General features: G+C 48.0%; 11 protein-coding genes. 5 read left to right on the top strand and 6 right to left on the bottom strand.

All coding sequences use genetic code 11. From position 1 onward, the window contains the following. Positions 1–497 precede the first annotated feature (497 nt). The 6 genes from ACDC99_RS06175 to ACDC99_RS06150 form a co-directional block, all read right to left on the bottom strand. The gene (locus ACDC99_RS06175) at positions 498–1,844 is read right to left on the bottom strand and encodes an alpha-L-fucosidase (RefSeq protein WP_042518937.1); all 1,347 of its coding nucleotides are present in this window, start codon (positions 1,842–1,844) and stop codon (positions 498–500) included. Between the two features lie 125 nt (positions 1,845–1,969). Then, entirely contained in the window at positions 1,970–3,412 is a 1,443-nt protein-coding gene (gene pyk / locus ACDC99_RS06170) for a pyruvate kinase (protein WP_044074636.1), read from the bottom strand. A 151-nt stretch (positions 3,413–3,563) separates the two neighbouring features. Further along, entirely contained in the window at positions 3,564–4,652 is a 1,089-nt protein-coding gene (gene dinB, locus ACDC99_RS06165) for a DNA polymerase IV (RefSeq protein WP_370756212.1), read from the bottom strand. 470 nt (positions 4,653–5,122) lie between these two features. Further along, complete coding sequence (locus ACDC99_RS06160) at positions 5,123–5,320, bottom strand: hypothetical protein (RefSeq protein ID WP_044079981.1); 198 nt, start codon at positions 5,318–5,320, stop codon at positions 5,123–5,125. 146 nt (positions 5,321–5,466) lie between these two features. Continuing rightward, positions 5,467–5,661: a hypothetical protein gene (locus tag ACDC99_RS06155; protein WP_044073306.1), complete on the bottom strand. Its 195-nt coding sequence runs from the start codon at positions 5,659–5,661 to the stop codon at positions 5,467–5,469. A 141-nt stretch (positions 5,662–5,802) separates the two neighbouring features. Next, positions 5,803–6,168, bottom strand: coding sequence for a helicase-related protein (locus ACDC99_RS06150; protein ID WP_370756210.1), 366 nt, complete (start codon positions 6,166–6,168; stop codon positions 5,803–5,805). A 1,315-nt stretch (positions 6,169–7,483) separates the two neighbouring features. On the opposite strand from ACDC99_RS06150, the gene ACDC99_RS06145 reads away from it, so the two are divergent. From ACDC99_RS06145 to ACDC99_RS06125, 5 genes are all read left to right on the top strand, one after another. Beyond that, entirely contained in the window at positions 7,484–7,801 is a 318-nt protein-coding gene (locus tag ACDC99_RS06145) for a heavy metal-binding domain-containing protein (protein WP_022315798.1), read from the top strand. 108 nt (positions 7,802–7,909) lie between these two features. Beyond that, positions 7,910–9,154, top strand: coding sequence for a DUF4861 domain-containing protein (locus ACDC99_RS06140; protein WP_370756208.1), 1,245 nt, complete (start codon positions 7,910–7,912; stop codon positions 9,152–9,154). A 102-nt stretch (positions 9,155–9,256) separates the two neighbouring features. Next, positions 9,257–11,029 (top strand): signal peptide peptidase SppA, encoded by a 1,773-nt coding sequence (sppA, locus tag ACDC99_RS06135; protein ID WP_370756207.1) that lies wholly within the window; start codon positions 9,257–9,259, stop codon positions 11,027–11,029. Between the two features lie 27 nt (positions 11,030–11,056). Beyond that, positions 11,057–12,232: a tetraacyldisaccharide 4'-kinase gene (gene lpxK, locus ACDC99_RS06130; protein WP_370756206.1), complete on the top strand. Its 1,176-nt coding sequence runs from the start codon at positions 11,057–11,059 to the stop codon at positions 12,230–12,232. After that, complete coding sequence (locus ACDC99_RS06125) at positions 12,117–12,926, top strand: purine-nucleoside phosphorylase (protein ID WP_082026325.1); 810 nt, start codon at positions 12,117–12,119, stop codon at positions 12,924–12,926. Before lpxK ends, ACDC99_RS06125 begins: the two co-directional genes overlap by 116 nt. Positions 12,927–13,112: the final 186 nt, after the last annotated feature.

The following is a 13,112-nucleotide window of genomic DNA, read 5'->3' as shown; positions in this document are numbered from 1 at the left end:
GTGTAGAATTGGTCAATAGTTGTATGGACTAACACTCTAACAAGGCTCAGAGCCGATAACTTTCTATCTGGTCTTTGCAACTATGTCGATGAGGACCTAAACGATTTATAGCTTTACGGCTGGGTCATTAGCTGGTTTACCTCTTCGACAGACCGATTCTACCTTTTTACAACAAAGGTACGAAACTGTCTTTAGCAATCATAGTTTTACCTTGATTATTTTGGAGTTTATGCGACTTCGTCGCAATCTTCTGCAAACTTAGAGGTCATTAGGCCGTTTATTGTGTTTTTTAATTACTGCTTGCAGTCTCTTTTTTACAAGGTGTCTTTTGCTCGTTTTTAATTCGCAATAGCCCGCTATTACTCATTAAAAGCCAAACAAAATCCACTCTTCTAAAAAACAAAATCCATGCAAGCCCTAATGACCGATTTGGGTTAAAAAAATGGCATAATCGCACTTTTCAGCGATTATGCCATTTTTTTTGTATATATGAAGGATTAGAATTCCACTTTGATGATATAGTCGTCTTCGTCACCCTTTCTGTCGTTCAGCTCGAAGATTGTCTTGCCAGTGGCTTTGTCCTTTCTGAACGCCAGTTTGTCGCCTGTGATGAGGTTTGTCGCCTTCTTGGCTTTACCCTTCATTGTCACGGCGATTTCACCATCCTTCTTGTCTGTGAGGATATGTATATAGAGAGGAGCCTTTTTCCCCTTTCCGCATGTCGACACGATGCTGTCGCCAAGCGCCACTTCTCCTGCCACAGTGCGGTATATGCTTTCGCCGGCATTGCCGTTCAGCCATTTGCCCATGTCGGCAAGACGGTCGAGAGCCGTTGCCGGAAGTTCGCCGTTTGGCTGCGGACCGATATTGAGCAGCAGGTTGGCTCCCTTAGCCGCTGTGCGCACGAGCAGTCTGATGAGTTCCTTGGCCGATTTATAGTTCTGGTCTTTTATCTTGTATCCCCACATGCCGTTCATCGTCTGACAAGTCTCCAGCGGCAACCGGCTGATAGACTGTCCAGACAGACCGTTCTTGTTCTCTCCCGGAATGTCTCTTTCAAACATCTGCATGTCTTCGCCCTCAAACGGAGTCTGGTGGTGGTTGTTGCCGATGATGCACGCCGGTTGCAGTTTGTGTATCATGGCATACTGCTCAGGCAGCTGCCAGTTGAATGGGATAGTGTCCTCGTCGTGGTCCCACCATCCGTCAAACCATATTCCGTCCACCTTTCCGTAGTTTGTCAGCAGTTCGGTGAGCTGTGCGTTCATGAATTTGTAGTAGTGGTTCCAGTCAGCCTTCTTCGGGTCTTTGCCCGTTGTCAGTCCTGTTCTGCCGGCAGGGTAGTCCTCTCGTGTCCAGTCGATGTGAGAGTAGTAGAGATGCAGTCCAATGCCCTGTTTGTGGCATTCGTCAGCCAGCTGTCTCACGATGTCTTTGCCGTAAGGCGTGTTCATGATGTTGTAGTCGGACTGTTTGGTGTCCCACATCGAGAAACCCTCGTGGTGGCGGGTTGTGAAGCAGATGTATTTGGCTCCCGAAGCCTTTATCGCCGAAATCCATTTCTCGGCGTTGAAGGAGTGCGGATAGAAAGCGTCAGCCACCTTTGCATATTCGTCCTTGTTGGGACCATAGTTGAGATACCATTCCCCCTGTGCGAACATACTGTAAAGTCCCCAATGCAGGAAAATGCCGAATCGGTTGTCAGAAAATTCATTTCGTGCCTGCAGATTCTCTGCTGTCGGCACGTAATGCTGTTGGTTGCAGGTTTCGGCTTTCTGCTGGTTCTGTGCGTTGCCCAGAAGAGTTGCCGATGCAAGTAGTGCTGTTATCAATGCGTGTTTCATAAAAATAAGGTTATCAAAAGATTATTATAAACCCAGTTCCAGAAGTCCGCATTGCGGGAGTTTCCTGCGATGCGGACCATGAAGCCGGTTTTTCAGTCATTGTGTATTTCTTGTTCCGTGTATTGTCAAGGTCTCATCGTGTTAGGCAGTTTGAAGTCCTTGTTGAACACGTCAGCCACCTTGTCGATTTCGAGGAACGTGGTGCCTCCGCCCCTTCCGAAGCTGCCGCTCAGATATGCAATCTTGTCCTCCATCTTCAGGTAGCCCTTCTGTCGCAGCATTCTCAGCGCTGCCACGAACTGGTCCTGCGGTTGCAGTTTCTTATGCTGGAACACCGGAATCACTCCGTAGCTCAGAGCCAGCAGTCTCTGCACCCTTTCCTTTACGCAGATGGCGAGCACGGGGTTAGGACCGCGGAAAGCCGCCAGGTTGCGTGCTGTGCGTCCGTATAGGCTGTCGGTGATGATTCCCCTCACTCCGAGACGCTCCGTTGACTCGATAGCCTGTTTTGCAAGGAATTCGCTCACGTTGCAGTCGTTGCTCAATGGCACAGGGATGTCGTTTTCGCGCATCTTGTCCTTCTCAGCCTGTTCGGCTATGGCAGCCATTGTCTTTACAGCCTCCACCGGGTATTTACCCGATGCCGTCTCGCCGCTGAGCATCAGGGCGTCGGTGCGGTAGTATATGGCATTGGCGATGTCGGTCACCTCGGCACGTGTAGGACGAGGGTTGTTTATCATCGTGTGCAACATCTGTGTGGCAACGATAACAGGCTTCTTTGCCTCGATACACTTCTTGATGATCATTCTCTGGATTCCCGGAATGCGCTCGATAGGCACCTCGATGCCCAGGTCGCCACGGGCGATCATGATACCGTAAGACGCCTCGATAATCTCGTCAATATTGTCAACGCCCTCCTGGTTCTCGATCTTTGAGATGATCTTTATCTCGCTGTTGTGCTCGTCAAGGATTCTCTGAACAGCCAGCACGTCTTCCTTGCTGCGCACGAAAGAGTGGGCTATGAAGTCGATGTCCTCTTCTATTGCGAGCAGGATGTTCGCTTTGTCCTTTTCAGTCAGCGCCGGCAGGTCGATATGCTCTCCCGGAACGTTGACGCTCTTTTTCGAACCCAGCTTTCCGTCGTTCTGCACCTCCACGCAGAGCGAGTCGCCGTCTTTTTCATAGACGAGCATATCCAGTTCTCCGTCGTCGAAGAGCACATGGTCGCCCACCTTCACGTCGTCAATGAAATTTTCGTATGAAACGTTCACTGTGTCGTGAGTAGTATCTTCTGTATTGTGTCCGTAGATTTTCACCCTTTCCCCCGTTTTGTATTCAATGGGTTGGTCAGTGGCTGTGGTCCTCACTTCCGGTCCTTTGGTGTCGATGAGTATTCCGATGTGTTTTGACACCTTTCTCGTGTTTTTGATAATCTCGCGTAGACCGTCGTGTGAGGCATGTGCGGTGTTCATTCTGACTACGTTCACACCTGCCAGGAATAGCTGGCGGATAAAGTCTACACTGCATCTGCGGTCGCTGATAGAAGCTACAATCTTAGTTTGTTTCATACCTGTATATTATTTACCTATTTAAATTCAATGCAAAAATACAACAATAATTTCTATTTCCGTCTCAGGTGTTGTGATTATTTGCTGTTATTCAACTAAAACGATTTCGTTCAGGGGCTGAACCGTTGATGATGGTCATCTGTATGCAGCTTCAGTCCCATTCCTTGAAGTGCAGTTCCTGTTCCACCCATTGTGGTCTCTTCTTGTCGTCGCAGGGGTTCGACACGCTCAGTCCGATGAGCCGGATAGGTTTCGTTGTGGTGTCCACCTGTCTGAGGAGTTCCTTTGCCAGTGGCAGGATGTCCTGTTTCTTTGTGAGCACCCTGTCAGACGTTATGCTGCGTGTGATGTTGGTGAAGTCGGAGTATTTTATTTTCAGGCTCAGCGTCAGTCCTCTGAATCCGCTTTTCTCCAGTCTTGTCAGCAGTTCCATAACAGTGTGGTATAGTTCTATTATTATCGCCGACCTTTTGTTAATATCCTCCATAAAAGTCTGTTCGCAACCCACCGACTTCCTTATCCTTACGTTCTCTACAGGCCGCTCGTCTATGCCACGTGCGAAATTATAGAACGTGGGTCCCGCCTTTCCGAACACCTCAGTGAGATGCTTCAGCGAGCATTGTCTCAACTGTTCCCCGTTGAATATCCCCATGCGGTGCATCGTCTCTCTCGTCTTCGGTCCCACGCCCCAGAAATCCTCTATCGGCAGCGTTGCGATGAAGTCGAGAGCACGGTCAGGGTGGATGGTAAACAGTCCGTCGGGTTTGCGGTAGTCAGAGGCTATCTTGGCGAGAAACTTGTTGTACGACACTCCCGCACTTGCCGTCAGCTCCGTCTCCTGCCTTATCGCTTCCTTTATCTCCCTTGCTATGTCTTGAGCGAGCAGAATCTTCGGCTTGTTGCAGGTCACGTCGAGAAAAGCCTCGTCGATAGACAACGGTTCTATCAGCTCTGTATAGCGTTGGAAAATGGCGTGTATCTGTCGCGACACCTCTTTGTACACCTCATGCCTGCACGGCACGATAATCAGTTCCTTGCACAACTGTTTCGCCTTTGCCATCGACATAGCCGAGCGCACTCCATATCGCCTTGCCTCATAGCTCGCCGTAGACACCACGCCGCGTGGTCCGTCGAACCCCACGGCAATCGGTTTGCCGCGCAGCTCCGGATTGTCTCTTTGTTCCACTGCAGCAAAGAAGGCATCCATGTCGATGTGTATTATCTTTCTGATATTGTCCATGGGCTTGTCATGCAAGGATTGCTGTTGTGCTATAAAATATTTTATTAAAGGTCAATGCCTTTCCTACTCTGCACTATTGCATAAGGATTCAGCATAGCAGGAGTACTGCTGTTATCAGTGTTGGCAATAGTAGACAGATGATTACTGACCAAAGGTAGTAATTGCCGAAGGAGGCAATGAATATCTGTGAGAGTCGGAACATTGTGTCGCAGAACTGATTGAACTGTTTCCTCTGAAGGATTATAATGCAAACGCATAACAGCAGCCACATTGGTGACAATATCAGCTTATGCAGCTTATAGTCAAGTATTGCTGCCCAAGCGAGAGGCAAGAGCATATACCATACTATAATATTCACTGCATTGTATGACAGATGAAAGACCTTACCAATTGCCAATAGTATCTTTACTGTAATAGCAAATGGAAAAGCAATTATTGCTCCTAATGGTACATATTGAAAATTAGTATCTCTATTTTTTTTCATTATCTTTTTTATCTTTAATTACAAATTCATCTTTATCATCTGTAAAAGAGCAACCAAATCCATTACCAGAATTATTGGTAAACAAATAATCATCCTTATATTTTAAGTCTAAAGCCTTGCCTATACAATAAGCTGCTAAAAAAACTGTAATTAACAATATGAGAAGACAAATACCTAAAATCATAATATAAAACTATTTATTATTGTGTATTAACTTTTTTAGTAAACATAAGATCAGGAGACACCTGCATATCAAGCATAAAGGGATTACCACCTACAGCTTCCAAAGCATCCATATTTCTAATATAATTAGTTAATTTATTTGGATGTCTAGTTAGCCATCTGGTCAAACATGAGTAGAGGAACAGTATTGTAGTTATCATCATAAGTAAAGAATGTTCCATTGGGTCCTTGATAATATTCCCTTTCTACCTTGTTGCCATTGTCATCATAGAACAATCCAAAAAGCCCATCCAAACTGGTTGAGAGGCTTATATCTCCTGTATTATTTCTTTTTTTAGTCATAATGTTAATCTTTTGATGACAAAGGTAAGAAAACAAAGGACAACCTTAAAAAAGATTAGTTTCCTGCTAAGGTTTCCTTTGTTTTTTACTTTATGGATACAAAGATATGAATTTATTCAGTATCTTGTATGAGGAGATACATCATTTCTTTATAAATTCTCCCAACTCACCAAGAGTATGGATGGTGTATATGGCATCCTTGTTGAAGTCCTTTATCATGTTTTCAAGGATTTCCTGTTCCCTTGTACCTTCATAAAAAGGCATTATTATGATAGGTGACTTATGCCTTAAGGATCTTCCAAGCCTTTGTGGTCCAATAACCTCTGATGAAGAATAGTTTGCAAATACAGCATACTTGCAGTCTGTAAGATTGGCATTCTCATTGAGAATATTGACAGAGACTATATGGTTGATCTTCCTGTTGTTGAAATCATTGTATATCTGGTCAGAATCTTTGTTCTTTGAGGTCGTTTCCTGTATTATTGTTTTTCTGAAACAAAGTGTCATAGTATCATTTTGTGCATCACTTCAGAATCTAAAGTACTGGCGGTGAAAGAATTACGTCAATGATACTTTTCTGAATGTTTTACAGAAAAGTATCATAAAAGTATCATAGAAGTATCATCGGGGGGTATCTTGGTTTTTGTCTAAAGATTATCCAGCATAGAAATCAGCAAGGGAAAAGGGAGTGCCACAAGCATCATTGGCAAGGAGAACAAAAAAGTGCAAGAAATGGGCACGGTGCTTGCCCATGTTGGGTAACGTGCTTGCCCCTGTTGGGCACGGTGCTTGCCCCTGTTGGGCAGAATCCGTGTATGAAAAGTGCCCAAAACATTAGCCCCAATCGTTCATCAGACCGTTCTATGTAATATGTAGCAACAGCTTGCAGTCTTTTGCTTTTAGAGAGTGGATTTTGTTTGGGTTTAATTCGCAATAGCTTGCAGTTATGTTTTCTATGCTTCGTGTAGGGGTATTATAACCTGTGGTTTTTTACCCTAAAGCGATATGTTTGACATTTACAAACCGCCGACTTTGTACCCGTTTCCCACCTGTTAGCATCCATTTATTGATAATATGAACTAATGATTCTTGGATTTTGATTTGATTTAGTTGGATTTGCAAGTGTTGGGGCACTTCCTTTCCTTAGCCAATGATTTTAGACAAAAACCGGGATAGACACCTGTATCCTTTTGCGAGCCTTACGGCTTGATTCCTGCCGTACAGGTCGACCTTACGAGAGCGAGCTCTCGACTGTCACCCTGCACGCCACTAATCGGTGGCGACTATGTCACCACCTCGCAAAAGCATACAAGCGATAAACCAAGATAAACCGGCTGCGCATTAAGTTTTTAATATGACTCCGCCAATAGCCATCAGCCCCCACCTAACCTCCCCCGTAGGGGAGGGACAGATGCCCTTGTTGCTTGATTATCAGAGTGTTATCAATATTCAAGAGTAATCTGCATCTCCCCCTAAGGGGGAGAACGAGTGGGGGCTGATGTCAGCAGGAAAGATCATCAACATTGGGTTTATCCTGGTTTTTGTCTTAAATCAGCAGCCGAGACTATTAGCTAAGGATAGGGAGTGCCCCAAGCACTCGCGAATCCACGAAAATCCCAAAATAAATCCAATGAATACACGTCTAAGAAAAAATCAGTGAAAAAGTCAAATATGCTATACACCCTCTTCGAGTGAAGAAAATATCTCAAAGATATGAGGCACAAATCACACCAATTTAATTTTCAGCGTCACTTAAGTTGGTAATAATAATAAAAATGTGTAACTTAGCACCCAAATTATGTATTGACTAAAATAAAAGGAAATGATTATAACTACAACACCCTCTATAGAGGGACATCCGGTTAAGGAATATAAGGGCATTGTGACCAGCGAAGTGATAATCGGCGCCAATGCCATCAGAGACTTCATGGCAGGTATCCGTGACTTCTTCGGCGGCAGGAGCAGAACCTATGAACAGGTGTTTGCCGAAGCGAGATTCAACGCCTTCCGTGAGATAGAGCAGCATGCCGTGAATCTCGGCGGCAATGCCGTTGTGGGCGTTCGCCTCAGTTATGAAACCGTTGGCTCAGGCAACTCCATGCTGATGGTGGTCTGCAGCGGTACGGCAGTCGTGATCTGATTTCCGAAAGCCCCATCTGCAAGGTGGAAAGAAACATACTACTACTATATAATAAGACTAATCCATGAGTAGCAAGTGTAAACTCGCAGCTCTATCGAAACAAACAAAATGATGAAGAAAAGTAATATCGTGAGGCTCCTCTGCCTCGCTGTATTTACGGCAGGCGCTATTGAAGCAGCTGCCGATACCAAGACACTCACCGTGACGCTGAAGAATCCTCTCAATGTAAGGCGTGCTGACGTTCCGGTGGTGTTGCAACTGAAAGATGTGCCCTTCAACGTGAAGGATGTAGTGGTGAGATGCGAGGGTAGGGAAGTGGCATCTCAGATAGACGACCTGGACCGTGACCTGCACAATGACGAACTCGCCTTCGTGATAGACATGGACGCCAAGGGCAAGAAGGTGGTCACCGTAGACCTGTATTCGGAAAAGCAGGCGGACCGCAGCTATCCGCGCCGCACATACGGCGATATGATAATGAGAGACAACAAGACGAAGGTGAAGAACGGATTCCGTTCCTACGTCCACTCGGTCTCAGTGCCCGAAGGAGTTGACGTATTCCATCTTCTGCATCACCACGGAGCAGATTTCGAATCAGAACTCGTGGCATACAGAGTGTATTTCGACGAGCGTCAGACCTTCGACCTCTACGGCAAGTACAAGAAGCAGCTCGAACTCGAAACAAGCCAGTTCTATCCCGATGACAAGCAGCTTGCCGACGGATATGGTGACGATGTGCTTTGGGCAGGCAAGACTGTGGGACTCGGAGCCCTGCGCGGTTGGGACGGCGAGAAACCGACAATGGTCAGTCCGGTGTTGTCGAGAGGCCAGCGTATGGTGGCGAGCGGACCCGTCCGCACCATCGTGGAACTCACCGACGAGGGGTGGCAGCTCTCAGGCGAGACCTTCAACATGAGGCAGAACGTGATAATCTATGCCGGACACAGAGACTGCGAGGTGCATGCCTGGGTGGACACGCCGGCAAAAGACGTGAAGTTTGCCACGGGAGTCATCAATCTAAACGACAAGATGTATTCCGACCATCGCGGACTCGTGGGCGACTGGGGCGGCAACTGGCCTAACGGTGCCAAGGACTCGATAGCCGGAAAACCGAAAATCGTGGTTGGTCTGGCAGTCAACGTGCCGGAGAAATATGTGGATAGCGAGCCGACGACGGAGAAAGACCAGTATCTCTATGTCATGCACACGGCAGGCGGCAATTATCTCACATACAACATGGCATTCACCTGCGACAAGGAAACCTTCGGCTATAAGGACGCCAAGGAGTGGTTCGCATGGATGAAGCAATGGAAAAAAGAACTCGACAATCCCGTGACCGTCACCATAGAGTAGCGGACGGGAAGGAAAGAAAAATCAAATAAATGTCAACTATGCTGTAGTTTTCCAGATACTGCCAGCGTTATATAAGTAGTATTGACATTAAAACGAAAGAGTATGAAGGAATTTTTCAAGCAAGTAGGAGCTACGGTAGTAGGTATCATGATCTTCTGCCTCGTAGTGGGAGTGATGAGCGTGATGAGCATCGTGGGCATGATTGCCTCGTCAAGTGCCACAAAGGACGTTGCTGACAACACGGTATTCGTGATAGACCTGAACGGACAGCTGCAGGAGCGTGCCGAAGACGACATCATGGCGGTGCTCTCCGGCGGCAGAACCGACGTGATAGGACTCGACGACCTGCTGCTCGCCATCAAGAAGGCAAAGAACAACGACAAGGTGAAGGGCATTTACATACAGTCGGGACTCTTCGTCTCTGACTCTTACGCTTCGCTGCAGGCGGTGCGCAAGGCGTTGGTAGACTTCAAGAAGAGCGGCAAGTGGATAGTGGCATACGGCGACGTGTATACACAGGCCACATACTACCTCTCGTCGGTTGCCGACAAAGTGTATCTCAACCCCAGCGGTCAGGTGGAATGGAGCGGAATCTGCTCGCAGACGATGTTCGTGAAAGACCTGATGGCAAAGTTCGGCGTCAAGATGCAGGTGGTGAAAGTAGGAGCCTACAAGAGTGCAACCGAGATGTTCACCGGCGACAAGATGAGCGACGCCAACAAGGAGCAGGTGTCTGCATTCATCAACGGAATATGGAACACGGTGTGTACCGACGTGGCGAAGAGCCGCAAGGTGACCGTTGCACAGCTCAACCAGTATGCCGACAACATGATAACGCTGGGCGATCCTAAAGACTACGTGAAATACAAGCTCGTGGACAAGCTGCTCTATGTTGACCAGCTCAAGGCAGAGGTGAAGAAACTGATGAACCTGAAGGATGACGACGATGTGAACACAATTGGCATAACAGGAATGACCGGAGTGCCCGGCGGAGCCGACGACGGAGACTGCATCGCCGTGTATTACGCCTATGGCGACATCGTGGACAACGCCACAGGAATGGCATCTCGCAGCCATGTGATCGACGGCGCCAAGGTGTCGGCAGACCTGCGCGACCTCGCCGATGACGACGACGTGAAGGCAGTGGTGATAAGGATAAACTCAGGAGGCGGCAGCGCCTATGCCTCAGAACAGATATGGAGAGCCGTGCAACTCGTGAAGGCAAAGAAGCCGGTAGTGGTTTCTATGGGCGGAATGGCAGCATCAGGCGGATACTACATGAGCTGCTCTGCCAACTGGATTGTGGCAGAACCAACCACGCTGACGGGAAGTATCGGAATCTTCGGTATGTTCCCAGACGCCAGCGGACTGCTCACAGAGAAGCTCGGAGTGAAGTTCGACGAGGTGAAGACAAACAAGAACAGCGGTTTCGGCACTATGGCTCGCCCGTTCTCTGAAGAGGAGATGGGTTATCTCTCGGCATATATCGACCGCGGATACAAACTCTTCCGCCAGCGTGTGGCAGACGGACGCCGTCTCTCTACCGATGCTGTGGAGAAGATAGCACAGGGCAGAGTATGGCTCGGACAGGATGCGCTGAAGATAAAGCTCGTAGACCAGCTCGGCGGACTCGATGACGCCGTGGCAAAGGCTGCGAAACTTGCGAAGGTGAATGACTACTATACTGCCGAATATCCGGCAAAGGCAAGCTGGATGGACGACCTGCTGGACAACGGATTCTCTTCGGGCAGCTACATCGACGAGCAGATGCGCATGACGATGGGAGAATACTACTCCACATTCATGTTGCTGAAAAACATCAACCGGCAGTCGGCAATCCAGGCACGCATGCCTTATGTCATAACAATAAAATAGCGAAAAAACAATAACTCCACAACAGATATGGAAGGCGATTTCATCAAAATCAACGATTGGCTGCTGCCGCTGAGCTGGATCTACGGAGCGGGAGTGAGGCTGCGAAACCAGATGTTCGAAATGGGCATGCTGAAGAGCCGCAGCTTCGACATCCCCGTAATCTCCGTTGGTAACATCACCGTGGGAGGCTCCGGCAAGACACCACATGTGGAGTATCTCATCAATCTGCTCAGAGACAAAGTGAAAGTGGCTGTGCTAAGCCGCGGATACAAGCGCAAGAGCAAGGGATATATGCTTGCCACCGCCGACACTCCGATGAGCGACATTGGCGACGAGCCGTATCAGATGAAGAAGAAATTCGCCGATATCTATGTGGCTGTTGACAAAGACCGCTGTCATGGCATCGACCAGTTGACGACTAACGAGGAGACGTCAGACACCGACGTGATACTTCTCGACGATGCCTATCAGCACCGCTACGTGAAGCCGGGAGTGAACATACTGCTCGTTGACTATCACAGACTGATAATGTATGACAAACTGCTGCCGGCAGGAAGACTCAGAGAGCCGCAGAAGGGGAAGGCGAGAGCCGACATCGTGATAGTGTCGAAATGTCCCGCCGAACTCAAACCGATGGAATTCAGGGTCATAACCAAGGCGATGAACCTCTTCCCGTATCAGAAACTATATTTCACTACGCTGAAATACGGCAGTCTGAGACCCATCTACGGCGGTGAGGACAGAAAACTCGATACGCTGACAGGCGATACCTCGATATTGCTGCTCACGGGAATAGCGTCGCCGCAGCAGATGATAGTAGACCTGAAGCCATACACGGAGCGTATCACACCGCTCACCTTTCCTGACCACCATCAGTATACCGATGCCGACATCGACCGCATCAATGCTGAATTTGAGGCGATGAAAGGCAACGACAAGATGATTGTCACCACGGAAAAAGACAACGCCAGACTCTGCGGAATGGAAGGACTGAGCGACGAGGTGAAAAAGAATATCTACGTGCTGCCCGTGGAAGTGGGCTTCATGTTAGACCAAGAAGAAGATTTTAACGAAAATATTATTGGCTATGTACGAAAAAATTCAAGAAACAGCATCCTGGCTAAAGCAAAGGATGACAACAAGTCCGACAACAGCGATAATTCTGGGAACAGGACTCGGACAATTAGCTTCAGAAATAACTGACAGCTATGAGTTTCCCTATTCTGAAATCCCCAACTTCCCTGTATCTACAGTGGAGGGCCATGCCGGAAAACTCATTTTCGGCAAGCTCGGAGGCGTAGACATCATGGCGATGGAAGGACGCTTCCACTATTATGAGGGATACAACATGAAGGAGGTTACATTCCCTATCCGAGTGATGTATGAACTGGGCATCAAGACCCTCTTCGTGTCTAACGCCTCGGGAGGCATGAACCCGGAATTCAAGATCGGAGACCTCATGATCATCACAGACCACATCAACTTCTTCCCGGAGCATCCGCTGCGCGGAAAGAACTTCCCCACGGGACCACGTTTCCCGGATATGCACGAGACCTATGACCACGCCCTCATCAAACAGGCAGAAGACATCGCCCGAGAGAAGGGAATCAGAGTGGTGCATGGAGTGTATATGGGAGTGCAGGGACCTACATTCGAGACACCTGCAGAATACAAGATGTATCACCGCATGGGAGCCGACGCAGTGGGAATGAGCACCGTGCCGGAGGTTATCGTGGCACATCATTGCGGCATCAAGACCTTCGGAATCAGCATCATCACTGACCTCGGACTCGAGGACACACCGGTGGAGGTGAGCCACGAAGAGGTGCAGGTGGCTGCAAACAACGCACAGCCGCTTATGACTGAAATCATGCGTGAGATGATCAGACGCGCATGATAGAGACGGAGAACTTGTAAACATATAGACACGTGGGGCAGACAGACTGGCAGACAATGTAGTGAAACGCCAGGGCTGCTGGCAGACGGGAGTATGTTTGGATATTGACTTGTCCTGTGACCTATATAATATAAGGTGACGGGACAAGTTACTTTGGTTTTGCCCACTAAAACTCGTCAACTTGTT

It is taken from the genome of Prevotella pectinovora, assembly GCF_041323955.1.
In the GTDB taxonomy this organism is placed as follows: Bacteria; Bacteroidota; Bacteroidia; order Bacteroidales; family Bacteroidaceae; genus Prevotella; species Prevotella pectinovora.
Note: the sequence above shows the minus strand (reverse complement) of the source record. Positions and strands in the feature narration are given on the sequence as shown.